The sequence below is a fragment of the Chitinophaga japonensis genome, from assembly GCF_007830125.1.
Lineage (GTDB): Bacteria > Bacteroidota > Bacteroidia > Chitinophagales > Chitinophagaceae > Chitinophaga > Chitinophaga japonensis.
Map to the genome: position 1 here is coordinate 1212242 of NZ_VLLG01000003.1, position 26270 is coordinate 1238511.

General features: G+C 53.3%; 27 protein-coding genes. 21 read left to right on the forward strand and 6 right to left on the reverse strand.

Annotated elements, in window-relative coordinates:
• Positions 1-20: 20 nt before the first annotated feature.
• The 17 genes from LX66_RS13955 (at position 21) to LX66_RS14035 (ending at position 16103) form a co-directional block, all read left to right on the forward strand.
• Positions 21-941 carry a polysaccharide pyruvyl transferase family protein gene (locus tag LX66_RS13955; RefSeq protein WP_244620398.1) on the forward strand — a complete coding sequence of 307 codons (921 nt, stop codon included), beginning with the start codon at positions 21-23 and terminating at the stop codon, positions 939-941.
• A 22-nt stretch (positions 942-963) separates the two neighbouring features.
• Positions 964-2331 (forward strand): hypothetical protein, encoded by a 1368-nt coding sequence (locus tag LX66_RS13960; protein ID WP_145714505.1) that lies wholly within the window; start codon positions 964-966, stop codon positions 2329-2331.
• 3 nt (positions 2332-2334) lie between these two features.
• Positions 2335-3336, forward strand: a complete 1002-nt coding sequence (locus LX66_RS13965) for an acyltransferase family protein (protein ID WP_145714507.1) — start codon at positions 2335-2337, stop codon at positions 3334-3336.
• A 13-nt stretch (positions 3337-3349) separates the two neighbouring features.
• On the forward strand, positions 3350-4423 hold the full coding sequence (locus LX66_RS13970) for a glycosyltransferase (RefSeq protein ID WP_145714510.1): 1074 nt from the start codon (positions 3350-3352) through the stop codon (positions 4421-4423).
• Entirely contained in the window at positions 4420-5556 is a 1137-nt protein-coding gene (locus tag LX66_RS13975; protein WP_145714512.1) for an XrtY-associated glycosyltransferase XYAG1, read from the forward strand. Before LX66_RS13970 ends, LX66_RS13975 begins: the two co-directional genes overlap by 4 nt.
• Position 5557: 1 nt before the next feature.
• Positions 5558-6463 carry a glycosyltransferase family 2 protein gene (locus LX66_RS13980; protein WP_145714514.1) on the forward strand — a complete coding sequence of 302 codons (906 nt, stop codon included), beginning with the start codon at positions 5558-5560 and terminating at the stop codon, positions 6461-6463.
• On the forward strand, positions 6463-6906 hold the full coding sequence (locus tag LX66_RS13985) for a VanZ family protein (protein WP_145714516.1): 444 nt from the start codon (positions 6463-6465) through the stop codon (positions 6904-6906). The genes LX66_RS13980 and LX66_RS13985 overlap by 1 nt, the downstream gene beginning before the upstream one ends.
• Positions 6907-7458, forward strand: coding sequence for a WcaF family extracellular polysaccharide biosynthesis acetyltransferase (locus tag LX66_RS13990; RefSeq protein WP_145714518.1), 552 nt, complete (start codon positions 6907-6909; stop codon positions 7456-7458).
• A 6-nt stretch (positions 7459-7464) separates the two neighbouring features.
• Positions 7465-8724 (forward strand): WcaI family glycosyltransferase, encoded by a 1260-nt coding sequence (locus LX66_RS13995; protein WP_145714519.1) that lies wholly within the window; start codon positions 7465-7467, stop codon positions 8722-8724.
• A gap of 18 nt (positions 8725-8742) precedes the next feature.
• Positions 8743-10128, forward strand: a complete 1386-nt coding sequence (locus tag LX66_RS14000; RefSeq protein WP_145714521.1) for an undecaprenyl-phosphate glucose phosphotransferase — start codon at positions 8743-8745, stop codon at positions 10126-10128.
• Between the two features lie 249 nt (positions 10129-10377).
• Positions 10378-11136 carry a hypothetical protein gene (locus tag LX66_RS14005; protein WP_145714523.1) on the forward strand — a complete coding sequence of 253 codons (759 nt, stop codon included), beginning with the start codon at positions 10378-10380 and terminating at the stop codon, positions 11134-11136.
• 288 nt (positions 11137-11424) lie between these two features.
• Positions 11425-12867, forward strand: a complete 1443-nt coding sequence (locus LX66_RS14010; protein ID WP_145714524.1) for a capsule assembly Wzi family protein — start codon at positions 11425-11427, stop codon at positions 12865-12867.
• A 152-nt stretch (positions 12868-13019) separates the two neighbouring features.
• On the forward strand, positions 13020-13898 hold the full coding sequence (locus tag LX66_RS14015; RefSeq protein ID WP_145714526.1) for an AraC family transcriptional regulator: 879 nt from the start codon (positions 13020-13022) through the stop codon (positions 13896-13898).
• Between the two features lie 12 nt (positions 13899-13910).
• Entirely contained in the window at positions 13911-14327 is a 417-nt protein-coding gene (locus LX66_RS14020; RefSeq protein ID WP_145714528.1) for a DUF983 domain-containing protein, read from the forward strand.
• Between the two features lie 46 nt (positions 14328-14373).
• A complete protein-coding gene (locus tag LX66_RS14025) occupies positions 14374-14904 on the forward strand; it encodes an isoprenylcysteine carboxyl methyltransferase family protein (protein WP_145714530.1) in 531 nt (176 codons plus the stop codon).
• 21 nt (positions 14905-14925) lie between these two features.
• A complete protein-coding gene (locus tag LX66_RS14030; RefSeq protein WP_145714532.1) occupies positions 14926-15222 on the forward strand; it encodes a GNAT family N-acetyltransferase in 297 nt (98 codons plus the stop codon).
• Positions 15223-15242: 20 nt separating this feature from the next.
• The gene (locus LX66_RS14035; protein ID WP_145714534.1) at positions 15243-16103 is read left to right on the forward strand and encodes a pirin family protein; all 861 of its coding nucleotides are present in this window, start codon (positions 15243-15245) and stop codon (positions 16101-16103) included.
• A 5-nt stretch (positions 16104-16108) separates the two neighbouring features.
• On the opposite strand, the gene LX66_RS14040 is transcribed toward LX66_RS14035, so the two are convergent.
• The 4 genes from LX66_RS14040 to LX66_RS14055 form a co-directional block, all read right to left on the reverse strand.
• Positions 16109-16372: a hypothetical protein gene (locus tag LX66_RS14040; RefSeq protein ID WP_145714536.1), complete on the reverse strand. Its 264-nt coding sequence runs from the start codon at positions 16370-16372 to the stop codon at positions 16109-16111.
• Between the two features lie 108 nt (positions 16373-16480).
• On the reverse strand, positions 16481-17704 hold the full coding sequence (locus LX66_RS14045; protein WP_145714538.1) for an alginate lyase family protein: 1224 nt from the start codon (positions 17702-17704) through the stop codon (positions 16481-16483).
• A gap of 81 nt (positions 17705-17785) precedes the next feature.
• The gene (locus LX66_RS14050) at positions 17786-18427 is read right to left on the reverse strand and encodes a LysE family translocator (RefSeq protein ID WP_145714541.1); all 642 of its coding nucleotides are present in this window, start codon (positions 18425-18427) and stop codon (positions 17786-17788) included.
• On the reverse strand, positions 18424-19350 hold the full coding sequence (locus LX66_RS14055) for an ATP-grasp domain-containing protein (protein ID WP_145714543.1): 927 nt from the start codon (positions 19348-19350) through the stop codon (positions 18424-18426). Before LX66_RS14055 ends, LX66_RS14050 begins: the two co-directional genes overlap by 4 nt.
• Positions 19351-19431: 81 nt before the next feature.
• Here LX66_RS14055 and pdxR point away from each other — a divergent pair, with 81 nt between their 5' ends.
• Both pdxR and LX66_RS14065 read left to right on the forward strand, forming a co-directional pair.
• Positions 19432-20913, forward strand: coding sequence for a MocR-like pyridoxine biosynthesis transcription factor PdxR (gene pdxR / locus LX66_RS14060; RefSeq protein WP_145714545.1), 1482 nt, complete (start codon positions 19432-19434; stop codon positions 20911-20913).
• Positions 20914-20951: 38 nt separating this feature from the next.
• On the forward strand, positions 20952-21572 hold the full coding sequence (locus LX66_RS14065; RefSeq protein ID WP_145714547.1) for an HAD family hydrolase: 621 nt from the start codon (positions 20952-20954) through the stop codon (positions 21570-21572).
• Between the two features lie 79 nt (positions 21573-21651).
• On the opposite strand, the gene LX66_RS14070 is transcribed toward LX66_RS14065, so the two are convergent.
• Positions 21652-22938: a spondin domain-containing protein gene (locus LX66_RS14070; RefSeq protein WP_145714549.1), complete on the reverse strand. Its 1287-nt coding sequence runs from the start codon at positions 22936-22938 to the stop codon at positions 21652-21654.
• Between the two features lie 138 nt (positions 22939-23076).
• On the opposite strand from LX66_RS14070, the gene LX66_RS14075 reads away from it, so the two are divergent.
• Positions 23077-23778, forward strand: coding sequence for a response regulator transcription factor (locus LX66_RS14075; protein WP_145714551.1), 702 nt, complete (start codon positions 23077-23079; stop codon positions 23776-23778).
• Positions 23779-23799: 21 nt separating this feature from the next.
• The gene (locus LX66_RS14080; protein WP_145714553.1) at positions 23800-25269 is read left to right on the forward strand and encodes a sensor histidine kinase; all 1470 of its coding nucleotides are present in this window, start codon (positions 23800-23802) and stop codon (positions 25267-25269) included.
• A gap of 42 nt (positions 25270-25311) precedes the next feature.
• Here LX66_RS14080 and LX66_RS14085 read toward each other — a convergent pair whose 3' ends face one another.
• Positions 25312-26097 carry a glycoside hydrolase family 16 protein gene (locus LX66_RS14085; protein WP_145714556.1) on the reverse strand — a complete coding sequence of 262 codons (786 nt, stop codon included), beginning with the start codon at positions 26095-26097 and terminating at the stop codon, positions 25312-25314.
• Between the last annotated feature and the right edge of the window lie 173 nt (positions 26098-26270).

Sequence of the window (26270 nt, forward strand, 5' to 3'; positions counted from 1 at the left end):
ATGAATCAAAGTACTTTATTGTGAACTATATCTATTACAAAGACCCAAAGGGAAATTTCGGAGATGACCTGAACGGCTGGCTATGGCCCAAACTGTTCGGCGCAGAAAAGCCGGATAACGATGCCTTTATCGGCATCGGCTCTATCCTGTACAACGGCTCCCCGCTGTTCAGGAACCTGGAGAACAAGCGGAAGATCGTATTCGGCACCGGCATACGCCCCGGGTACCGCAATTTTACCTGCGACAACACCTGGGACATCCGCTTCCTGCGGGGCCCCCTGTCCGCCTGCAATTTCAATAACACGCATGAATATATTGCCGATGCGGCCTACGCTTTAAGGCTGATCAAAGAGTTTAATAGCATTAAGAACGTTGAGAAGAAATACGAGATCAGCGTGATCCCTTATTTCAAATCCCTGGAATTTTTTGACTGGCCCGCTATCTGCCGGCAACTGGGATTTCATTATATCTCTCCGGCCGCGGAGCTGGGTATTGAAGAGACCTTACGGGAGATAGCCGCTTCCCGCTTCGTGATAGCGGAAGCCATGCATGGCGCTATTATGGCGGATATATTAAGAGTGCCCTGGAGCCGCTTTGTGCTGTCCACGCCGTTTACAGAAGGCGGCAAGGTATCAGAGTTCAAGTGGATGGACTGGCTGCATTCCATCCGCCTGTTCAATACGGAAGCCACCCATATCCAGTTGTACCGCAAATCTTCCCTGCACAATAAAATAAAAAAGCTCACCGGCAATATGGTGAGCGCGGAATTTTTGGTGAAGCGCGTAGCCAGGGACGAGCTGCTGACCAAGCTATCTACCGTGGAGGATTATTACCTGTCACAGGATAACGTGATCAGCAGTATAGACAACCGGATATTTGAAAAGGCGGCCCAACTGAAACAGGAAAAGGGCATCAGCGAGATAGTAAATAGTGAAAGGTGAACAGTGAATGGAAAAATTTAACATGATCGATTCAGATATGCAGCAACAAAAGGAACTGTTATTAACAAAAGGAACAGGGAATTTCTTTTTCGGCTTTCATGACCTGGTGGCCTGGAACCACGCTGGCGACAAGCTGCTGGCCCTGCGGATAGATAACATCTTAACGCCTCCCAGCCCGGACGTGCCCTGCGATATCGGGTATGTTAACGGCGACAGCAGCTTTGTAAAGCTGGGGGAGACCTACGCCTACAATTACCCGCAGGGGGCCCGGCAGCAATGGATCGGCGATTCCGATCTCTTTGTTGTGAACGACCGGATCAACAACGCCTGGCGCTCAAAAGTATACAATGCCGTTACCGGTGAGTGCGTGGCCATGCTGAACTATCCCACCCATGTGATCACGGATGATGGCTGGGCCTTTGGCCAGGATTATGCGCGCCTGCACCGTGTGGGCGGCTACGGGTATACCGGGCTGCCGGATACTTCCGCCGGCTCCCATACACCGGAAAACACCGGTATCGTCAAGCATCATATCCATACCGGGGAAGCGTCGCTGCTGGTGTCCATCAAAGCCGTGGCCAATTACCAGATGAACCCGAACCTGGGCAACCATCACTATATCACGCATCTCCTGCTGAATCCTTCGCAGAACAGGCTGGCTTTCCTGCACCGCTACAAGCTGAAGGACGGGGGAGAGACCACCCGGCTGATGACCATCGGTACGGACGGCAAAGACCTGAGATGCCTGTCCACCGGCTTCCTGAGCCATTTTGACTGGAAGGACGATGCGCATATCGCCATCTGGGGCAGGACCGGCAGCGGCGTGGAAAAGCTGAGAGGATCATTGCTCTATAAGCTGATGCCCTCCGGCATGATCGCGCAGGGGAAAAAGCTGGTAAAAAAGCTGTTGTATAAACCACAGAAAACCGGAGGCGCTAAAGCACCCTCGGCCTTCAACTGGCTGCTGTTCAAAGATGAGAACAATGCGCAGCCGGGTTACCTGGCCAAAGGGATCATCAACGAGGATGGGCACCCCATGTTCTGCCCCGCCAACCGCGACTGGATGATCTGCGATACCTACCCGGACGCGGATGGCATCCGCACCCTGTTCCTGTTCCAGTACAGCACCCAGCGCAAGGTGGACCTGGGACGTTACAAGATGATCGATACCAAACCGGATATACAGCAGTCCATGACCGTGCTGGACGGTGTGGAAAAGACCGTGCTGAAGGCCTTTTCGCCGGAGCAGATGGCCTTTACGCGCAGCGGGCTGCATTGCGACCTGCATCCGCGCTGGAAGAAAGACGGTACCATGGTGGCGTTTGATTCTATTCATGAAGGCAAGCGGTTTATCTACGGGTATGACGTAAGTAGCATCGTTTTAAAATAAACCATGGCAGTATTGCAGATAACAAAGGAGAGATTGTATGTAAGCGGATTTGACCTGGTAAGGCCGGTCGCCGCTTTCAGCGTGGTATGGATACATGGCTGCGAAACCAGCTTCTGGACCAAAAGGCTCAACGGGCTGAATGAATATGCGGTGCCGGTGTTCATCGCCATTTCCTTTTTCCTGTTTGCCGGGCAGGTACTAAGTGGGCGCTTGCAAAGCTTTGGAGAAATGGCAGCGGTCAGGTTTAAAAGACTGATGGTTCCGTTCTTTCTCTGGACGCTGGTCTACCTGGGCATCCGTTATGCCAAGGCTGCGTACCTCCATACGCCTTTTGAAGTGTCGTGGATGGAAACATTCCTGTTCAGGGGCAGCTCCTACCAGTTGTGGTACCTGCCTAACCTGTTCTACCTGTTCCTGCTGTTCTTTCCCTTTCTAAAGGTGGCAAAGCAGCATGTACGGAAGGCCAACCTTACGCTGGCGACCGTTATCATCATTGCGCTGGTGATCATTTTCTCCAACAATGAAAGGATCACGCAGGCAGACTGGTTTACCCGGCATGTACGGTTATATTTTGTGCCTTCCCTGGTGTCCGCCAGCATCGGCATGTTGTACTACATCAACTACGATATGCTGAAGGAGCGGTATGATAAGGCCGCAAGGATACTGACACCGCTCCTGGTGCTGGTATTATTCGTGGCGCAATATTTTATACCGCACCTGGTGGTGTCTTTGCTGTTCATCACCGTGCTCTTTGCCTGGCTGCTCTTCCAGGTAAGAATGGAGAACAGCTTTATAAAGCGCCTTTCCGCTAACTCCATGGGCATTTACCTGGTGCACGGCATTTTCCTGGAAGGGATCAAAACAGGCATGAACATCGTAGGGCACCCTGTTAGCGGGTTTGCACAAACGGTGGGCTTAATTGTAGGAGTGTACGCACTAAGCTTCCTGGCCTCTGAGATACTGTCCGGGAACAGCTTTTTACGGAAATATTTTATGGGCAACTGATGATTGATAAAAAATGATAGCGATCCTGCAACCATTCATACCGCATTACCGGGAACAGTTCTTCAATCAACTGCAGCAAAAAGCGGCATTTGACCTGTACTGTTACGAAGCGGACAAACTGGGCAAGCAGCATTTTGCACAGGGGCAAACGCCGGTGAAACCGGTGCGCGCCTTCAGCGTAGGGCCGTTTGTAGTATACAACCCGTTCCGGTTCCTGAAAAAGGACTACAAGGTGCTGGTGCTGATGCTGAATTTCGGGCATATCTCCACCTGGCTCATCCTGCTGATGAAGCCCCTGCTCCGCAGGAAGATCATCCTCTGGGGGCATGGCATTTCCGTAAAGCGTTACGTACGGGAGGAGCAGCAGCCGCATATCCTGCTGAAGTGGATGGTGGGCATGTCGGACGGCATCTGGTTCTACACCAGGAAGGAACAGGAGCTGTGGCAGCGGTTTTCCCCGGCCATTAAAGGCTATGCGCTGAACAACACCATTTCCGGGGTGGAGAGCATCCTGCAACTGGCGGCGGGCGACAAGGCGCAACTAAAGGCTAAATACGGGATCACGCAACCCAGGGTGCTGATCTACTGCGCCCGCTTTAACGAGCCGGGCCGCCGGGCCGATCTGCTGGAGCAGTTGATTGCCCGGCTGGACCCCGCACAGTTTGGCGTGATCATTATCGGGGACGGCAAGCTGAAGCCGGATTTCTCGCCTTATTCCCATGTGTACGACTTCGGCGCGCTATACGACCGCCAGGTAAAGGACGAGCTGTTCAGCATAGCCGACATCTATTTCCAGCCGGGATGGGTAGGCCTGTCTATCGTGGAAGCCATGGCCTACGGCAAGCCCGTTTTCACCCTGCGCCGTTCGTCAGCGCTGCTGCAGTGCGTGGAGTACAGCTACATCCAGCACGGGTACAACGGGATGGTGTTTGATAGTGTGGAGGACTGCCTGCAGGAACTGCCGGCCGTATCAGACAAAAAGATAGCAGCCATGGGCGCCAATGCCCGGGAATATGTAAGCCGGGAGCTGACCATGAATACGATGATAGAAAATGCATTTCAAGCGCTTAAAAGCATAAACGGATGAGGATATTATTTATCGTACCCTCTTACAAACCAGCCTACATATACGGCGGACCGATCGTGGTGATTGCACGGCTGGCCGAGCGCCTGGTGCAGTTGGGTCATGAGGTGACGGTGTACACCACTACCGCTAACGGTAAAACGGAGCTGGACGTAAGGCCTGGCCAAACCATGATGGTGGACGGTGTGGCAGTGAAATATTTTAAACGGATCACCAAGGACCATACCCACGTATCGCCCGCGCTCTGGCGGGCGGTATGGAGAACGGCCAAGCAATTTGACGTGGTGCACATTCATTCCTGGTGGAACCTGCTGGTGCTGGGGGCCGCAGGCGTATGCCGGCTGCGCGGCATCAAGCCGGTACTGTCGCCGCACGGCATGTTCTGCGACTATGTGCTCACCGCCAATAACAGTAAAAAGAAGCAGCTCATACACAACATGATCGGGAAGCACCTGCTGACCAACACCTACCTGCATGTGTCCTCCCACATGGAATGGCAGGAGAGCATACGGCTGAACGCGAAATGGAAAACGGAAGGCGGTATGGTCTTTAACCTGGTGGACCTGCCGGTGAAAGATTATGCACGGAAAGAGAACGAGGTGTTTACCATCAGCTTCCTGTCCCGCATTGATCCCAAGAAAGGGCTGGAGATACTGGTACAGGCGCTGGCCCGGGTACGCTTTGATTACCGCCTGCGCATTGCCGGCTCCGGCGATGAAGCTTATGTAAACAAGCTGAAGCAACTGGTAAAAGCGCTGGACATGGAAGATAAAGTGGAATGGGCCGGCTGGAAAGGACCGGAAGAGAAGTTTTCCTTCTTCGCAGAGTCGGACTTGTTTGTGCTGACCTCGCTCAACGAGAATTTCGCCATCGTGGTGATCGAGTCATTATACGTAGGCACACCGGTATTGATCAGCAACAACGTAGGCCTGTCCAGGTATGTGGACGACAACAAGCTGGGCTGGATCACTGGTATTGATAACATTGACGAAGTGGCAGGCAAGCTGACCGCTACCTACGAGAACAGGGAAGAAAGAAGGAGAATAGCAAGAGAAGCCAGGGAAGTGATAAACCAGGATTTCAACGAAACCAGGCTGGCTATGGATTACGTTGGATTGTACCAAAACAGTAAGTAAAGTGAGCATTGCCATTATTATCCTGACCTATAACGAGTCAAAACACATCGGCCGCTGCCTGGAGAACCTGCGCCAGGTATCGGACGAGATCTATATTATCGACGCCTTTTCTACGGACGATACGGTGGCGATTGCAGAGCGGTATGGCGCAAGGGTGTTCCAGCGAAAATGGATCAATTACGCCGTGCAGTTCCAGTGGGCGCTGGACAATTGCCCCATCCAGGCGCCCTGGGTGATGCGCATGGATGCGGATGAATACCTGGAGCCGGCGCTGGTAAAGGAGGTCAACGAGCGGATGGATAGCGTGCCGCCGGAAGTAAGCGGCATTTACATCCGGCGCAAGGTGTTGTTCAAGGACAAGTGGATCAGGCATGGCGGGTTTTACCCCCACACGCTGCTGCGCATCTGGCGGAATGGCCTGGGCAGCATTGAGCAGCGCTGGATGGATGAGCATATTGTGCTGTCGGAAGGAAAGACCATGCTGTTCAAAGAGCACATCGTGGACCATAACCTGAACTCCATTCACTGGTGGGTGAACAAGCATAACAATTACGCCATCCGGGAAATGGTGGACCTGCTGAACATCAAGTACAGCTTCCTGGAGCAGGATGGCCGCCTGCTGGACAGTGATGATCCGCAGGCCAAACGCAAACGCTTCCTGAAGGAGAAGATCTACTCCGCCCTGTCGCCCGGCGTTAGGGCCTCCCTGTATTTCTTCTTCCGCTTTGTGCTGCGCTTCGGTTTCCTGGACGGGTACAGGGGCTTCCTCTTTCATTTTATGCAGGGCTACTGGTACCGCCTGCTGGTGGATATTAACGTGGAGGAGTTCGAGCGCAAGCTGAACGGGGACAAAAGCAGGGAAAAACTGGTGGAGATATTGAAACGGGATTATAATATATCGGTTTGATGCGGGGATTAAAGTTTGTTGCGGTAACAGGATATGTGTTGATACTGACCTACATCGTGCTGTGGGCGCCGGTACGGATACGGCATAAAGTAGGGGAGGATTACCGCACCCGTTTCATCCCGTTCAAAGGGATGATCAACGAGGTGCTGCACCCCAAGGGCAACAACGTGCTGGCTCACTGGACGCTTTTCCTGGGGAACTTTTTGGGTAACATGGTATTGTTCATGCCCTTTCCCCTGGTCATGATCACGGTGTGCAGGATCACCGGCGCCCGTACGATCATTCTGCTGGCTTTCCTGACCAGCGTGGCGCTGGAGATCACGCAGTATGTGCTGCACCTGGGCGTAGCGGATGTGGACGATGTGATGCTGAACACGGCCGGCGCCGTCATCGGGTTGTACCTGTACCGGCTACTTGTAAGAAGATTTAACACGCAATCATAAATGCACACGGATCTGTCAAAATTTAATACAGGTGATTACCACTCCGGGGCCCCGAAGCTGAAAACGCTGGTATGGTACCTGGTGAACTATTACATCATGAACAGCGCCTTTCCCTGGCCTTACGGGTTCAAAAGCAGGCTGCTGCGCCTGTTCGGGGCGCAGGTAGGCGCCGGGCTGGTGATCAAGACAAAAGTGCGGATCAAGAATCCCTGGCGGCTGAAGATAGGGGACCATTGCTGGATAGGTGAATCCGTATGGATAGACAACCTGGAGGATGTGGAGCTGGGCGATCATGTATGTGTATCGCAGGGCGCGTTGCTGCTCACGGGCAATCATGATTACAAGCGCAGCGATTTTCCCTACCGCCTGGGAAAGATACGTATAGCGGATGGCGCCTGGATAGGCGCGCAAACGGTGGTATGTCCAGGCGTGGTGTGCGGATCGCACGCGATTCTCACCGTAGGGTCCGTAGCTACAAAAGAGATGGAGCCCTGGGGCATTTACACCGGGAACCCCGCAGTAGCAGTAAGAGAAAGAATTATTAACGAATAGTCTGGCATGCAGAAAAGAGTATTACTTATTGGTGGAAATTTTGCACCGGAGCCTACCGGTATCGGCAAGTACAGCGGGGAGATGATGAAGTGGCTGGCTGGTAACGGGTACGATTGTACGGTGATCACTTCCTATCCCTACTATCCGCAATGGAAGGTGCAGGAGCCTTATGTGAAAGGCAAATCCTGGTATAAGAAGGAGGTGCTGCAGGTGGATGGCGCCATCAACGGCGGAAAGCTGAAAGTGTACCGCTGTCCGCAGTATGTGCCGGCCACACCTTCCGGCGCCAAAAGGATATTGCTGGATTTTTCCTTCGCGGCATCCGCATTTTTCAAGCTCATCCAGTTGTTGCCGTCCAGGAAGTTTGACGTGGTGATCATCGTGGCGCCTCCCTTTCACCTGGGCATGCTGGCTGTATTGTATAAAACATTCCGGAAGGCGAAGGTCCTGTACCATATACAGGACATGCAGATAGAAGCCGCCCGCGACCTGCAGATGATCAGGTCCGGCAGGGTGATCAATATGCTGTTTGGCCTGGAAAGATTTATTCTGAAACGCGCTGACATTGTCAGCAGTATCTCTGATGGTATGATACGCAAGATTCATCAAAAAACAGGAAGGGATATTTTCTTCTTCCCGAACTGGGCGGATGTAACGCTGTTCCACCCGCTGGATAACCGGGAAGCCCTGAAACAGGAATTCGGTTTTGCGCCTGCGGATAAGGTGATCCTGTATTCCGGGGCGATAGGCGAGAAGCAGGGGCTGGAAGCCATCCTGCATGCCGCCAAAGCCATGGCGCACCGCCGGGAACTGAAATTCCTGATCTGCGGCTCCGGTCCATACAAGGCGAAGCTGGAAGCCATGGCGGCAGCCATGGGATTGCAGCAGGTGATCTTTTTCCCGTTGCAGCCGTTCGAAAAATTCAACCGTTTCCTGAATATGGCCGATGTGCACCTGGTGATCCAGAAGGCCAATGCCAGCGACCTGGTGATGCCTTCCAAGCTCACCACCATACTGGCGGTAGGCGGGCTGGCGCTGATCACGGCCAACCCGGGCACCAGCCTGCATGAGCTGGTGGAGCGCTACGATATGGGCATACTGGTGAACGCGGAAGACCAGCAGGCGCTGAATGAAGGTATTGCACAAGCCGTGGACGGCGATACGGACCACCTGCAGCGCAATGCGCGCACGTATGCGGAAACCTACCTGTCCATCAGCAAGATCATGTCCCGCTTTGAAACCTCCGTGGTACTGAGCGGCAACTAACTACTAATCAAATTTTTTATGCTAGACCGATATCTTAAAATTTGCAGCATCCAGATCGTGGTGCTGGACTTTATAGGACTGAACGCGTTGTTTTACCTGGTAAGGGGCTGGATGCGGCAGAACGGCCTGCCTATTCATATAGATGTGGATACCTTCCTGCTGGGCGCCAACATTGCCTGGATGATCGCCCTGTATACCACCGGTATCTATTTTGTGAGCCAGCAGCTTTCCTACGAAAGGGTGGCGCGCAAGACGGTGCAGGGCATTATCCTGTACCTGCTCCTGCTGCTCACTTACCTGTTCCTGAACAAGCTGCTGTACTCCCGCAGCTTCGTGATCACGTACTGTATGATATTTGTGGTGGTGGTGCTCATCAACCGTTTTATTTTCTACCTCATCACCAATTACATCATTCACAGTAAGGCCATCCAGAAAAAGGTGGTGATACTGGGTTATAACGAGCTGTCGAAAAAGCTGGTGGACAGTTTCCTGGACGTAAAGAGCAACCTCCGCTTTGAAGGCTTTTTTGAAGAGTACAGCAAGGTGCACGAGCTGTCTTACTACCCGGTGATCGGCAATCTGGAGGAATGCGTGCCCTATGCCAAGTCCAATAATATCCGGGAGATCTATTCCACGCTGTCGCCGGAGCAGTTCCCCTACCTGTATACCCTGGCCCATGAGGCGGAGCAGCATTTCATCCGCTTCCGTTTTGTGCCGGATTTCAGGATGTTCGTGAACCGGCAGATATACGTGGACTATTTCAATAATATTCCCATTATTTCCCTGCGCTCCGAGCCGCTGGATGATATTGCCAACCGCATCCGCAAGCGCATTTTCGATATCGTGGTCAGCTCGCTGGTGACCATTTTCATATTGAGCTGGCTGATACCGCTACTGGCCATCCTCATACGGCTGGAGTCCAAAGGACCGATCTTTTTCATACAGCACCGCACGGGCCGGAACAATAAGACCTTCCGCTGCCTGAAGCTGCGCAGCATGCGCGTGAATAACGACGCCAATGAAAAGCAGGCCTCCCGTAACGACAGCCGCTTTACCCGCATTGGCCGTATCCTGCGCAAGACCAACCTGGATGAAATGCCGCAGTTCCTGAACGTGCTCCTGGGCGATATGTCCATTGTAGGACCGCGCCCGCACATGCTCCGGCATACCGAGGAATATTCCCGCATTATCCAGCAGTACATGGTGCGCCACTTCCTGAAGCCGGGCATTACCGGCTGGGCGCAGGTGAATGGTTTCCGTGGCGAGATCACGGAAGAAAGCCAGTTAAAGAAGCGTATCGAGCATGATATCTGGTACATGGAGAACTGGTCGGTGTACCTGGATATGAGGATCATGTTCCTGACGGTGATGAACACGGTCCGCGGCGATAAAAATGCCTTTTAGCACGCCTGCAGCGGTAAATGTCGTAGTAATTAGTAGTAAAATGTGGCGGATAACTGCAAAAAAGACTATATTGTACTGGTTTCAGTAGTGAGTTTTTTTAAAAAGATGTACAACTTGCATCTAAGATAAGATAGGGAATTTATTTATCATATAGCAAGGAATCGGGATCCATATACCTTACACGAGACATTAAGACATTTTAAAATTGGGTACACACGAAATCAGGGTTTCACAATGAAAGCTTCATCCATGCAAAGTTTTGATTTACTGGAAAGCAGGGGGCTGACGGAAGACATTTTCCATGAATTAAAATCGATCCTTTCCAGTATTTTATCAAGCGTAGAGTTGATTGAGCTGTACGGTGGCATTAACGGTAACGGTCATCATGGCGAAAAAACGTCCGCCAGCGGTAAAATAACACGGCAGGCGGGCGCCATTAAGTCACAGGTCATAGAGCTGGAGTTCCAGTTGCAGAACATACGGATACTCCAGCAGATTTTGGACAAGACGTTTGAGCCGAAGAAGAGCCTGACCAGTGTAGGCTTTTTTATCAGGAATTTTATCCATGATGAGCCTTATGATACCTTGTTCGGCAATACAGTGGACCTGCAGATGAACAGGGAACATGCGGACGCTTATATTGATGAGTTCCTGGTCCGGCAGTTGGTGCTGAACATATTCTTCTGGATGATGAAGAACTCGCCGACGAACCAGTTGCCGAAGCTGAGCTTTATTTTTGAAGAGGACTGTTTTGAGATCAGGGGTTGTTTTGCGGCCAATGGGGCCAGCTACTTTTTCCCGGCGCATGCCCTAAAGTCCTTCGGGAATGGCAATGGAAACGGGAACGGGAAGCTGCATTTTGATACCGAGTTGCTGAACCAGCGTATTTACTACCTGATATCATATATAGCAGACCTGCATGAAGGTAGTTTTGACATTAACCTGGAGGCCGGGAAAAATGTGGAGATCCTTGTTAAAATCCCTTACAAGCCTTCTTACATGTTATAGTACTTTCCGGGGCAGACAAATACAATACCCGGGCGTGCGGCCCGTGTTGCGCGCCTTTAAACTTTTGTTGTTTTATCCTTGCGGGATAAGGCAATGAGATAAGGTTAAAACTATGGGGGATATGTCCATATCCCCTGATTGCTGTGCCAATGCACATCAGATTTATACTGATTCAAGTAATTTTTATTCCCCTGATCCCGGCTAACTTGCTCCCGGTTTAATCTGTTTTGTCCTGTATTGCAGGCAATAAGCACCATATCCATTTTGAATATTGAAAAACCGAATGCCATGAAGCGGCTACTCATCTTTCTGACCATCTTGTTATACCTGGCTGTTACGGACCTGCGTGCGCAGGTGCTGGATTCCTTACTGATCAAAGTAAGTACCACCGGCACCCTGGCATCTGAAGATTACCAGCCTTTATGGATCACCAGCCAGCGTTTTGGCACATTGACCGATCGTAAAACGGACCTTTCCACCCGGGTGGGTTTCAGCAATGCCCACCGTTTTGGCGGGGATAAACAGTTCTATATCCGCTACGGAGCCGACCTGTATAATAATGATCATTTCGGGGAAGTGTTCCTGCAGCAGGCCTATTTTAAAGCCGGCTACGGCCACCTGGAGCTGCGCGCCGGGCGCTATGAAGAAATGATAGGGGAGGTGGACAAGGACCTTTCCAGCGGCTCCCTGGGCGTGAGCGGCAATGCGCTTCCCATACCGCAGGTAGGCATTGCGTTCACGGACTATGTGAATGTGCCTTTTACCAATGGCTGGCTGCAGTTCAAAGGACAGTTGAGCCATGGATGGATGGGCAACGACCGTTTTATAAAGGAGGCCTGGCTGCACCAGAAAACCATGTACCTGCGGGTGGGCAAAAAACGCCTGAAAGTGGGCGCCGGCCTGCAGCATTATGCCGTGTGGGGAGGCGAGCAAAAAAACCTGCCGGAGATCAAGAAGAATTTCTGGGACGTGTTCCTGGCAAAGGAAGCGAATGACGGCACCGTTGGCGGCGACTACCTGCCCAACCGCTCCGGCGATCACCGCGGCGTAGTGGAAGGCACTATTGACTGGGAAACCGACCGCACCGGCCTGCACCTGTACATGCAGATGCCTTTTGAAACAGGGCAGGGTATTGATATCCGCAATATAGACCGCCTGCTGGGTGTGGCGTATACCAACAAGCAGGAAAGCGCCTGGCTGCACAAGGTGGTGGCCGAATTTATTCACACCAGGCAGATGAACGACTTTTATACCCATAATTACCAGGAAAGCTACTATAACAATGGTATCTATCTCACCGGCTGGGAATACCAGGATCGGATTATCGGTACCCCGCTGTTTGTGAGCAGGATCAGGGGCAGCCAGTACTTCCCGGAAGCCGTTACCCCCTTTGACTGGAATGCCCCCAGGGACTCACTGCGGGGCAAAGGCTGGAACATTATTAACAACCGTGTGATAGGTGGCCACCTGGGCTTCCTGTACACCATTAAGCGCATGTTTGCAGCCAGAACGCTGCTCACCTTCACACAGAACTACGGCAATTCGGATGCCGCCAGCGATCCCTTTTCGCCTTCCATGTACCAATTCTACACCCTGCAGGAGCTGAGCTACCAACTGCCTTCCCTGCCGCTGACCCTCAAAGCCGGTATCGCGGTGGACTGGGGGGAGCTGAGCGACAATGCCGGCCTGATGCTGGGCGTTAACTGGCAGTTTGACCGCTGGAAACGGTAAGGGCCGGTTTCAATAACACGTATTTTACGCACATCGCAGAATGGGGAGCTTAAAAAGCTCCCCATTTCAGTAAATAGTACCACAAAAACCCCGTTTGATGCCACGCCGCTGCCCGGGCCTTTCGTAATTTTGTACCGTAAAAACAAGGCCCGATGGCAAAGTCAAAGATCCCGGTGTATGACATCTACGGCATCATTCCCGGGCATACGCAACAGGACCTCCTCCTGTCCCGTTTTGCTCCTTATGTGCGGGAGCACCGGCACCTGCACACGCAGCACGGGCATTCCTTTTATCACCTGGTGCTGTTCACCAAAGGAGCCGGTGAGCATACCATTGACTTCGACCGGTTCACGGTGCAGCCCTACCAGGTGTACTTTATGGCGCCCGGCCAGGTGCATAGCTGGCATTTTAACGGGGATATGGAGGGATACCTGGTGCATTTCTCACCCGCCTTCTTTCAGTCTTTCCTGGCCGACCAGCATTACCTGGACCGTTTCGGTTTCTTCCGGGGCATCAGTAAGGAAGCGGTATTGCAAATACCGGCCGCCATGCGGAAGGATGCCGTGGCCCTGTTTGAAAATATGCTGGCGGAGCTGGAGCAACCCCGGGAAGGCGGGCTGGATATGATCCGCATGTACCTGCTGCAGTTCTTCATGCAGGTGGAACGCTGTTGCGGAAACGCGGAAAAACAGCAGGTGCCCCGGCAGAAGCAACTGTTGCTGGCCAATTTCCAGCAATTGATCAACAAGCATTACAACACCATCCGGCTGCCCAGGGAATACGCGGAGCTGCTGTACATAACGCCCAACCACCTGAACGCCCTCTGCCAGGACCTGGTGGGCAGAACGGCCGGTGAAATGATCCGTGACCGGGTGCTGCTGGAAGCAAAACGGCTGCTGGTCAATGAGGCGCTCACCATTACGGAAATTGCCTATGCCCTGAATTTCCAGGACAACTCCTACTTCAACCGGTTCTTCCGGAAGAACACCGGCATGACGCCGGAGGCCTTCAGAAAACAGATACACCATTAAAATAACTATACCATGTGTGCTCATCAACAGGATGCGAAACCGAACCTTATCGTAAGCGTATTACAGAACAAATGCCCCCGTTGCCGTACCGGCAGGCTGTATAAACATGCCCATCCCTATGCCCACCTCGGCAGCTTTATGGAAATGAAGGAGTATTGCGATGTATGCGGGCAGCCATCGGAGCCGGAAACAGGTTTCTTTTTCGGCACCGGCTATGTCAGCTATGCATTGTCCGTTGCCTTTAGCGTAGCCACTTTTGTTGCCTGGTGGGTGCTCATCGGGTTTTCACTGGAAGACAACCGGCTGTTCTGGTGGATAGGCATCAATGCCGTGCTGCTGCTGATCATACAGCCCCTGCTCATGCGCCTGTCCCGGATCGTCTGGCTTTCCTTTTTCATTTACTATGATCCCAACTGGCGGCTGCAGTAACGGCGTTCCTTTTTTGGCTACCTTTACGCAAATTTTTTTGTAAGTAATGGAGCCCGTTGTACTAGCTGTTTTCTATATCCTGGTAATTGCCCGCCTCTTATCCATTTTTATTTCCGCCGCCAATGAACGCAGACTTAAGCAGCTTGGCGCCGTTGAATACGGCCGGTGCAACTCCGCTTTCCTGGTGCTGGCGCATTTTGCCTATTACATCGCCTGCGTGATAGAAGGCAACCGCCGCGGTGCTTTCTTTTATGACGGCATCAGTTACCTGGGCCTGGGCATATATGCCTTTTCCATTGCTGTGCTGTATTACGTGATATACGCCATCCGTCATGTATGGACTGTAAAGCTGATCATTGCCCCGCCGCAGCTCCATGTTATCAATAAATCGCCATTATTTAAGTATATTAAGCATCCGAACTACTTTCTGAATATTATACCGGAGCTGATCGGGATCGCCTTGTTCCTGCATGCCTGGATCACCCTGGTGGCAGGCTTGATCATTTACCTGGTGCCGCTGATCACCCGTATAAAGCAGGAAGAGGCCGTGATGAAGGAACACTTCAGCGAATATTAGATCATTTATACAAAGCATACCATGGAAGTTAAACTGCGGATGAATGAGAAAGCGCACGGCGCTTTTTATATCATGGAAGGGGAACAGCGCCTCGGCGAAATGGTGATCGGCATTGCCGGTGATACGCTGACGGCTTATCATACCGAAGTGTTCCCCGAAGGAGAAGGCAGGGGCCTCGCTAAAATGCTGCTGGACGCCATGGTGGATTATGCCCGGCAGCACCGGCTGAAGGTAAAGCCGCTTTGCCTTTATGTACATGCACAGTTCAAAAAGCATCCTGAAGCATACGGGGATGTATGGCAGCAGGGAGAAGCATAACTACACCAACGCATACCAATATGTACAAGCAGATCGAGCACATACTGGAAGGAAGGGAAAAGCACATAGGCGACGACACCATTTTGCAATCCCTGCCCCATAAGGATTTCCGTTTTGCCAGCCCTTTTGTTGTGCTCCACCACCTGCCGGCGCGCAGCTACCCGGCAGGCTCCCCGCCGGAAAGGTTGCACCCGCACCCGCACCGGGGCTTTGCGCCGGTTACCTTTATGTTCCAGGGAGAAGGCTATCATAAAGACTCGCTGGGCAACAGCGGCATCCTGGAAGCGGGCGGGGTGCAGTGGATGTTTGCCGGCAGCGGCTTGCTGCATAGTGAAGGACCCTCCAAAGCGTTCCTGGAAAAAGGCGGCGACTACGAACTTGTACAGTTATGGGTAAATGTACCGGCCCGCCATAAAATGGAAGCCCCCTTTTACCAGCATGCCAGCCACGCGCAAATGCCTGCCATCAGTAAGGACGCCGGTATCCGCCTGCACCTGGCCAGCGGCACCTACCAGCAGTTGACCGGCCCGGTAAACCGCTCGTTCACGCCCGTCACTGCCATATTCGGGAGCATGGACATCAACAAGACCGTGCGCTTTCCCGCAACAGTGGGGGACTGGACCCTGCTGTACGTGGTGGACGGCGCCGTGATCATCAACGACCGGCAAACCGTTAATAAACAACACCTGGTGATATTCAGCAAAGCAGGAACAGAGATCACCGTTACTGCCCGGGAGCAGTGCAGGCTGCTTTACCTGTGTGCCACGCCCATTGATGAGCCGGTGGCGGCAAAGGGTAATTTTGTGATGAATACGCTGGAGGAAATAGCGCAGGCGGAAGCGGACTTTGCCGCCGGTAAGTTTGGCGAGCTGGATGAATAGATGGGTTATGCCTCCTTCGGGCCTCTTTTCCCTTCCGTGGTGAACTGCAATAAACGGGCGGCTACGGCCTCTTCCATATCATCGGGAATGGTGGAGGAGGCGTCGCCAATGGCAACAAACTGTTCAATATTGGTATCCCAGGCAAAGATGTATTCCGGGCCGTCATTATAGCTTACGCGGTAACGCGCTTCGGAGTTAAAAGTGAATGGCACCGCCTTTATCCAGTAGGGCACATTGTTCAGCATTAGCTCGAAAGTAATTGGTTCCATAACTGTGCTTTTCCTGCTCTTCCAACAAAAATCAGTCCCAAGAGAATCTCCGTAAAAAGCAAATGCAGCGGCGCAACCGCTGCATTTGCTTTTTATTTTCACGGCGTTTTAGTCCAAAGGGTCCAGGCTGCAGGTCAGCGTTCCGTACCCTAACTGGTCGTACCCTCCGCTGTTGGGGCCGTAGTTACCGCCCCCGCCTTCGGGTCTTACCTTTTCAGCAAATCTTTTGCTGTAAGGCGCAGGCAATCCCTTACGGTTAGCATAGTGGTTATATACCAGCTCCCATATGGGGCGTACATTGCCGCGCGCCGCCTCGCTGATGACCGGCTGGTTTACGCCCACGCAATTGCTGTAGGGCGCATAGGGAACGGTTTCGCCCAGGTTGTACTTCGCCACGTATTCGGCGCCTTTTAAGAAACGGTTATCGTCATACCCGTACATATCATCGCCCTGGTTCCAGGCCATTTCACAAAAAGCGCCCATCAAACCAATGCCCAGCACATTATGCCCCTGGTCACGGCCGCTTTCCTGCCACTGGCCCATCCCATCGGGGTGGATATACCAGACGGCGTTTTTGATGCAGCCATTGCCCTCCCCGTATTTGAAATAGTGAATGGCCTCGTTATACAGGTCCCTGTCATCGCAAAGCACGCCTATTGCCAGTATGGAGTTCATCACGCAGAGGTCCCAGTTGGCGTAGAAATGGCTCATGCATCTTTCTTTCCTGCTAAGGAAACCATGGTTCAGGGGGTAAAACACGTTCAGCATCATCCGTTGAAAACGGGTAAAGTCGGCCACGGCCCAACCCTCGTAGGTACGCATGATCTCCGCGGCGTTGGCGAACTGGTAGCCTTGAAAGCCGGCCAGCAGGTTAACATCATTGTTGCCAGCCAGCGCCTTCAGCCGGGATGACCAGGCGTTCATGATCTGGATAGATTTTTCGGCATAGGCGTTATCGCCGGATACCTTCCATCTTAAAGCAGCGGCATAGGCAGCGGCAACATCATTGAACAATATGCCGTAGTTTTCAGGATGCACGCCATCATAGCCCCGATAAACAGTATCAAGCGGATTCGGCTGCCAGGTGAGCGCGGCATGGGCATTGCCGGTTAGCTTGCCCCAGCCGGACAGCCACGGCTCGGCGCCGGCGTTTACCTTGGCGGCCATACGGTCAAAATCCGTTTGCCGGTGTAACAGGCCCGGATGCACGAAGGCGGTGTCATGGTCATTCAATGGCAGCCGGTCTGCAGCGGCGTCCTTCTCTTTTTTGCAGGCGCCGGCCAGTAAAAACAGCAATGTACAGGCTGATAAACTCAGAAAGTTAGTGCTCATAGGTGCTTCGACAAATTTGGTTAAATCAAACAATGATACGAATGATTTACATGATAAGTTGCCTGTCTGTAAAAAAAATCATTACATTTTATTTCCCTTTGCCAGCGCCATTTTTACCGCCAGCCCGGACAGCACCCCGGCCATCAGCCATTTCTGCAGGCGTATCCACTTGGGATGTACGGCAAACCAGCGGGTGACCCGCGCCGCCAGCAGCACGATGATGAAGTTGACGGAAAAGCTCACCATTAGCTGTGTAAAGCCCAGCACCAGGCTTTGCGACAGCACATCGCCGTAGGCCGGGCGGATGAACTGCGGGAAGAAGGACAGGTAGAATACCGCTACCTTGGGATTGAGCACATTGGTGAAAAATCCCATACCGAACAGTTTAAAGGGTCCGTCTGCCTGCAGCGCCTGCCGTGTTTCAAACACGCTTTTACTGCCCGGTTTCACCGCTTCCCATGCTAGGTACAGCAGGTAAAGGATGCCGGCTGTCTTCAGCACCGTATAGGCGTAAGGGATAGCCATTAGCACGGCAGTCAGCCCGAAAGACACCAGGATGATATGGAAAAGGAAGCCGCAGGCTACGCCGGCCAGGGAGATCAGCCCGGCTTTTTTGCCTTGGGTTACCGAGCGGGAAACCAGGTAGATCATGTTGGGGCCGGGCGTGATCACCATTAGGAAAGCTGCCAGCACAAAAAGCGATAGCTGTTGTACGGGTATCATAAATTGTGAGGATTAATTGACCGGGCGCCGGACAGCGTGTGCTGCCGTTCCGCTATCCGCTTTGCCAGCGCACGGTAATAACTTTCATAGCCGCCGGCAACCGCTCCCAGGAACAGGTAAGGCTCTATCAGCTCCAGCTCCATGAGGGTCAGCGTATCGCCTAGCATAACCGCATCCACGCGGGCGTACAGGCATCCCGGAGCAAAGCGTTCCACGTAAGCGGCCGCGCTTTGGATGTAGGTTTCCGGCGGCAGGTCCGCATGGGCTGTGCCGCCATGAATGAACTGTACCCGGAAATCGCCGGAGCGCGGTCTTTTCACCACACAGTGGCTGAACTGGCCGTCCAGGAAAATGAAGGACCATTCGCCTGCTGTTTCTATTTCTTTCACGTATGGCTGCACCAGGAAGGCTTCCTGCTGCAGCAGGGGCGCAATAGTGTCCTGCATGGCCTGCAGGTTTTGCGGCGTGATGGTATAAGTATGCCTGGCCCCCGCGCTGATGCATGGTTTTACGATCAGTTGCGTAGTGTTGAATTGCTGGAAAAACGGAGCCAGCCCGGTGGGCGCTCCGCTTTCTATGATGGCGGAAGGAATAACGGGATAACCTGCCTGGGCAATGTCCTGCAGGTAGTGTTTGTCGCTGTTCCATTTTATAACGGGATGAGGGTTCAGCATCCATATGCCCAGCGCAGCTATCCTGTCCAGCCAGCGGTAGAACTGCCCGATCTTTTCATGGTAGTCCCAGGGTGATTTTACCAGCACCAGGTCATAATCTTCCCAGCGCACACTTTCATCGGTCCATATCACCCTGCTGATCTGCAGCCCCTTTTGCTGCAGCAGCGCCAGCAACAGGCTTTCCTCATCTTCCTGCGTGGCAGCGGAATACTGCTCCTGTGTTTCGTAACATACGTATGCGATCTTCATCCCTTATTGATTTTAAAACAAAAGTAGCCGTATATTGGCATCGTAAAAAGAGCCATTTTTAACTATTTTTACAGGGCCATTATGAGTAAAACGCCTCCCCAGATATTCATGCCGTTTCTCCGGCTGGACAAGCGCAGCGCCGATCCGCTGTACCTCCAGCTATATGAGCAGGTGAAGCAGGCCATTTTCGGCGGCCGGCTGAAAGAAGGGGAGCGCATGCCCTCCACCCGCACCCTGGCGGCGGAGCTGTCCGTATCCAGGAACAGCGTGTTCCTGGCCTATGAACAATTGATGCTGGAAGGCTTCCTGCAGGGAAAAAAGGGAGACGGCACTTACGTGTGCGTACAATTGGACCGGGCGCCACAGCGGCCTGCAGCGCCGGCACCCGCACGGCCGAAGGCGGCTTCCAGGGCGGACTACCGGGACAGCGCCCTGCCGCAGCACATCCTGCAGAAGGACAGCGCCATAGAGCCCTGGCTGCCCTTCCAGTCATCAGTGCCGGACGTGCAGCATTTCCCCTTCAAGACCTGGGCGCGCATAGCCGCCGGCATTTACCGGGATATACAGCGGCTGCATCTTGGCTACGGCGATACACAGGGCCACCTGCCGCTGCGTGAAGCGCTGGCGGACTACCTGCGCATTAACCGTTCTATTGTATGCACGCCGGAACAGGTGCTGATCGTGAACGGCTCCCGGCAGGCCATTAACCTGGCGGCCCAGGTGCTGCTGAAAAAAGGGGATGCCTGCTGGGTGGAGGACCCGGGCTACCAATCCGCTAGGGGCGCTATTACCCGCTGGGGCGGTAAACTGTGCCCGGTGCCGCTAACGTCCTACGGGCTGGACATCGACTATGCCGTCCGGCATTACCCGGATGCAAAGCTGGCCTACGTTACGCCTTCGCATCAATACCCCCTCGGAGGCACGTTGCCGTTAGGCGAGCGCCTGAAGCTGCTGCAGTGGGCGGCCAAACGCCGCATGTGGATCGTGGAGGACGACTATGACAGCGAGTTCCGCTACAATGGCCGCCCCGTGCCCGCCTTAAAAGGCCTGGACGATAAAGGCCGCGTGATCTATACCGGTACGTTCAGCAAAGTGCTGTTCCCTGCCCTGCGCCTGGGCTACATGGTACTGCCCTCCGCCGATATGGCCAGGCAGTTTAAAATGGTGAAGTCCACCATCGACCGGCAAAGCCCTGTTATTGACCAGGCCATTGTTGCACAGTTCATGGAGGAGGGCCACTTTGCCCGGCACCTGCGAAGAATGCGCACCCTGTATAAAAAGCAGCAGGACGAGCTGGTGCGCTTGCTGGAAAAACACCTGAGCAGGCACCTGGAGGTAGCTGCCTGCGATACCGGCATGCACCTGGTGGCCTGGCTGCGGCATCCCTGTAATGTAGCGCAGTTGGAAAAGAAGGCGTTGAAGGAAAACATGATCCTGCAATCCGTATCGGATTACGTGATCCGGTTTAAGCAAAGGCCCGGGCTGATACTGGGCTTTACGGGCTTTAGCGCCGGGGTGATGGAGCGCGCCGTGCTGCAGCTCAAAGCGTTGTTGAACGGCTAACGCGCCATGATATTCATTTTTTACTTACTTTTAAAACCATGCAACAATCCTCTCCCATCACCACCTTGTTCCTGGATATTGGCGGCGTACTGCTCAGCAACGGCTGGGACCGTGCCGCCCGGAAACGCGCTGCGGCGGAATTTTCCCTGGACCTGCCCGAACTCGAAGAACGGCATCACCTTACTTTTGATACCTACGAGGAAGGAAAGCTCACCCTCGATGAATACCTCTTCAGGACCGTGTTCTACGAGGAAAGGCCTTTCAGCAGGGATACCTTCAAAGACTTCATGTTTGCACAAACGGAGCCTTATCCCGAGATGATCGATATGGTCTGCAGGATCAAAGCCGACTATGGGATCAAGATCGCTATTGTCAATAATGAAGGCCGCGAGCTGAATGAGTACCGCATCCGCAAGTACGGGCTTAACAAGTTCGTGGATTTCTTTATCTCTTCCTGCTTTGTACATTTCCGTAAGCCGGATGCGGACATCTTTCGTATTGCCCTGGACATTGCGCTGGTAGCGCCACAGGAAGTGCTGTACGTAGAAGACCGCGCGATGTTCGTATCCGTTGCCGAAGGGCTGGGCATTAACGGCCTTTGCCACCAGGACTATGCAAGCACCCGGGAGCAGTTGGGGAAATGGGGACTGGCGGTTTGATAAAAATGGCTATGCCAGTTGCAGCGCTGCAACTGGCATAGCCGCCAAACTATAATGCGGCCGGCGCCTGGCTTTTTTCTTACTTGCTCAACGTCACTTTCATCACTTCCTGCACCATCGGCAGCGCCGGGTATGCTTCATAGCTCACGGCCATGATGGGTTGGCTTTCGGGATTTTGTGCACCTGGATTAAAACCTGGTTGATGATTGCCCGCCCCGGGATGTTCGTTTATCTCGGTACCATTGTCCCACAATTTTACCTTACCGGTAAGGTCCCCTTTTTCATTCACGGAGATGCCCATGTCGTCAAAAGCGTAGAACCAGTCATTGGAGCTGCCGAACATGGTGGCAAAAGCAATACGGTCATTGGCAGCTACCGTTATCTGTGCTTCCGCGCTGTTGCCGGGTGTTACAGGCGTATTGGAGGGATTGAGCACGTACACATGCTTTACGCCGTCCATCTGCTCCAGCGCAGCCACCAGGTCTGCCTGGTCGCCTTCCTGGGCTATCCTGGCCAGGCCATCGCCATAGTCTGCCTGTCCTTCGGTGAAAATAGGCTTGATATTGCCGCTGTATACCACCACTACTACCGGTGAGAGGCCGGTGGCTACCTGGGTATGTTCCGCCAGGTAGGCGCCCAGCACGCTGTTATCGCCCATTTCAGCCAGGGGCTGTAAGCCGTTGGCGCCAGGCTGTCCGGGCGTGAAGAGCGGCATATCTCCCAGCAGGCTGCCGCCCAGGAAATTGGATACCGCCCATACGCCGGGGCTTAAAGGCGTTTCGTTGGCGGTGCCGCCGGATATATTGGTGAGGGTAAGCGTGAAGGTAGACTGGTCTGCATCATAAGCCAGCATGGCTTTTACCAGTTGGTCGGCCGGTAAAAAGGAGTGGCCCTGTGCGTCCATACCGTCTACCGCCGTGACCACGCCGTTTTCATCCGCGCTGTTATGCGGGTTGTCCATGCCGGGGGCCTGGTTGATCTTGCTGCCGTTATCCCAGAGCTTTACCTGTGCAGATACATCGCCTTCCACCGGCTGGCCCATATCGTCATACAGGGCAATACCGGGGTTGGCCGGTGCAAAGAACATGTCATTGCTCCACCCGTACATGGTGGCAAAGCTGATGGCCTGCCCCTTGCCGGCAGGGAAGCTGAAGCTCACGCTCTGCCCGGGCAGGATCACGGGCGGTGTGCCGCTGCCTTTAAATGTGCCGCTGGCTACAAACGGTTGTGGGTTCAGCACATTTTCCACTTTGAAAGTGTAGGGCTTTTCCGGTGGCATATCATCATCCTTTTTACAGGATGAGAAAAGGGTAGCGGTCAGGGTCATTCCCAAAAGAATGGTTACGGAGTGCAAAGTTTGCTTCATAATCATGAATTTTATGAAAGCAAAACAACGGGATGGATATTACAGAAGCATTGCAGAATTATAACAAAAGTATCACAGCGGGCTTTTCCTTCTTTTTTACACGGATATTTGCATCAACTAATTATTACGGGAAGATAAATGAAAAGGGTACTGGTCATTGAAGATGATATCAACATCGTAGAACTGCTAAAGATACACCTTACGGACCTTGCCTGCGAGGTGACCAGTGCGCAGGATGGCGATACCGCACTGGAACTGGCCACGGAGCATAAGTTCAGCCTGATCATCCTGGACCTGATGCTGCCGGGTATGAACGGGATGGAGATCTGCCGGCGCATCCGCATGACCAACCGGACCGTGCCCATTATGATACTGTCCGCCAAGTCGGAGGAAATAGACAAGGTGGTAGGCCTGGAAACAGGGGCGGATGATTACCTCACCAAACCGTTCAGCATCCGGGAGTTCATTGCCCGGGTGAAAGTGATCTTCCGCCGCAACGAGGAAACGGCCGTGTACGAGGACAGCACCGGCAGCAACCTGTTGAAATACGACGGGATAGAGATCGATATAGAAAAACGCAAGGTAACGCTGAACGGCAGCCGGGTGGACCTTTCTCCCAAGGAATTTGAGCTGCTCGCCCTCCTGGCGGCTAATCCCGGCAAAAGCTACACCCGCAAGCGATTGCTCAACCTGGTATGGGGTTACGACTTTGAAGGATATGAGCATACGGTCAACTCCCACATTAACCGGCTCCGGGGGAAAATTGAAATAGACATCTCGCATCCCAAGTATATACTGACCACCTGGGGCGTGGGCTACCGCTTTAACGAAGAATTGTAAATAGCAATAAACCGCATCATAATGCCTGTAAAATTCATCAGGGGCAATCTCCTGTTCTGGAAAATATCTGCCGTGTTTACCGGGCTGCTGGCCGTGCTGGGCATTGCTTACCTCTTTATCGGCTCGCATGTGTCAAGGGTATATTTCAACGAGGTGAACCAGCAGTTGTACGGCAACGTGGCCGCCCACCTGGCCAACACTACCCAGCCTATCAGGAACGGTAAACCGGATACCGCGATCACGCATGATATCATTCATTCCATTATGGTCATCAACCCCAGCGTGGAGGTGTACCTGCTGGACACCACGGGTAAGATCATTGATTTTGTAGTGCCGGATAAATCCGTGAAGTCCAACCGGGTGAGCCTGGCGCCGGTAAAGCAGTTCATACAGGAAGGCGGGCGTAAGTACATTGCCGGCGATAATCCCAAGCAGCCGGCAAAGGAAAGCATCTTTTCCGCTGCGCCGGTGTATGAGAACGGGCAGCTATCCGGCTACGTGTACGCCGTGCTGGCCAGCGAAAAACAGGAAGCGGTGCTGGCGGCGCTTAACCGGAATTTTTTCTGGGAACTGGGCGGCAATATTTTCTTTGCCACCCTGCTCATCGCATTTGCGGTAGGGATCATCATTTTCCTGCTCATCACGCGCAGCATCGCGGGGATCGCGGCTACCGTAAAGCGCTTTAAGGAAGGCGATTACAGCGCCAGGATCATGGGTAAGTCCAAAGGGGACCTGGGCCTGCTCACTTCCACCTTCAATGAAATGGCGGACGTGATCGTGGACAACATGGACAAGATCACCGCGGCTGACCGGCTGCGGCAGGAGCTGATCGCCAACATCTCCCACGACCTGCGCACGCCCCTGGCTATTATGCAGGGCTACATAGAAACGCTGGTGATCAGGGAGAACACGACCCTGATAGAACGGCAGCAATACCTGGACATTATATTGAGCAGCTCCAGGAGGCTGTCGCACCTGGTGCACCAGCTTTTTGAATACTCCAAGCTCGAAGCCAACCAGATCACCCCGCAGAAAGAACAGTTCCTGCTGAACGAGCTGGTGAACGATGTGCTGATCAAGTATGAAATACTGGCGAAGGAAAAGAACATCACACTGGAGCTGGACTCGCCTTCCTCGCTGCCGGCCGTGTTTGCCGATGTGGCGCTGGTGGAAAGAGTGTTCCAGAACCTGCTGGATAACGCGCTCAAATACACGGAGCAGAACGGCTGTATACGGGTAAAGCTTACCAACAAGGCCTCCGGCATTGGCATTGCCGTATCGGACAATGGTACGGGCATCGCCCTGGAGGACCAGCCCTATATTTTTGAAAGGTATAAACAGTCCGGCCAGCCGGAAGTGCAGGCCAGCAAAGGGATGGGGCTGGGCCTGGCCATTGTGAAAAAGATACTGGACCTGCACCAGTCCAGGATCAATATCCAGAGCATACCCGGTACGGGCACTACTTTCCAGTTTGAATTGCCGGTGGTTTGATAGGTGCGGATGTACAGGGGAAACCCGCACATCCGCGCATCATCAAAGTGGTCTGAATTCGAACGAATGGATGATCACTTCCACTTCCTGCCCGTTGGCGGGCGCCATGTGCTGGAACAGCCACATGTTCATATGCACTGGTAAGGACTCCGTACTAACCGGGAAGCCGGCGGGCGTGCTCCAGGGAAAGAAAGCGTAGGTTTCCCCGTGCCCGTGGTAGGCTACGTAAGATACGGATGTACCCGTGCGGTGAAAGGTGTACGTGCTGTAGGTGCCATTCAGCGCCAGCTCAAACGTTTGGGATACGCTGGGTGAGCCGTAGGCCGGGTATACCGTGTAGTTGAAGTTGTGCCAGGCATCGTTGCCCCAGCGGGCAAACTCGATGTCTATTTCATGATGCCCGTCATCGCCGGACTTGTAGTTGAACAGGCCCAGCACCACGTTGCGGTCCAACTGGTCTACCCGTCCTTCTATCTTCCAGATATAGGTGCCGTACCCGAAGCTTTGCTGCGAGATCACTTCGGAGCAATACCAGCGCCCGGTGGCGGCGTCCCGGCGGATCTTCAGGTGCAGGTGGCCCTGTGCGTCCACCCATACGTTATCGGTGCTGCCGCTCCAGTAATTGTCGTGCGGTCCGCTGGGGCCCGCCTGGTCTCTTACGGTCCAGTTGATGCCGCTGAAGCTGATGGTCCTTTGCGCCAGCGCATTTACCGCTTCGGGTTGTGGTGCATTTTCTTTCATAACCGTTTTTTCCGTGGTGCCGGTGTATTCTTTGCTACAGCCGGCCAGTGCTGCCAGCGCCAGCGCCAGCATGGTGATCTTTTTCATACAATAGGGTTTAAAAGGTGAAAAAAAGGGGTGGGTCGGTAAGTTGGCATATATCGATATGGTTTAAAAAGAATAAAGGCCCTGCAAAGTATCCATTTCCCGAAACAAATGGAAGGCGACCGCGGCAATTTCCTCAAAAAGTGAATTTTTATCTACACACCTGCTGCGTGCAT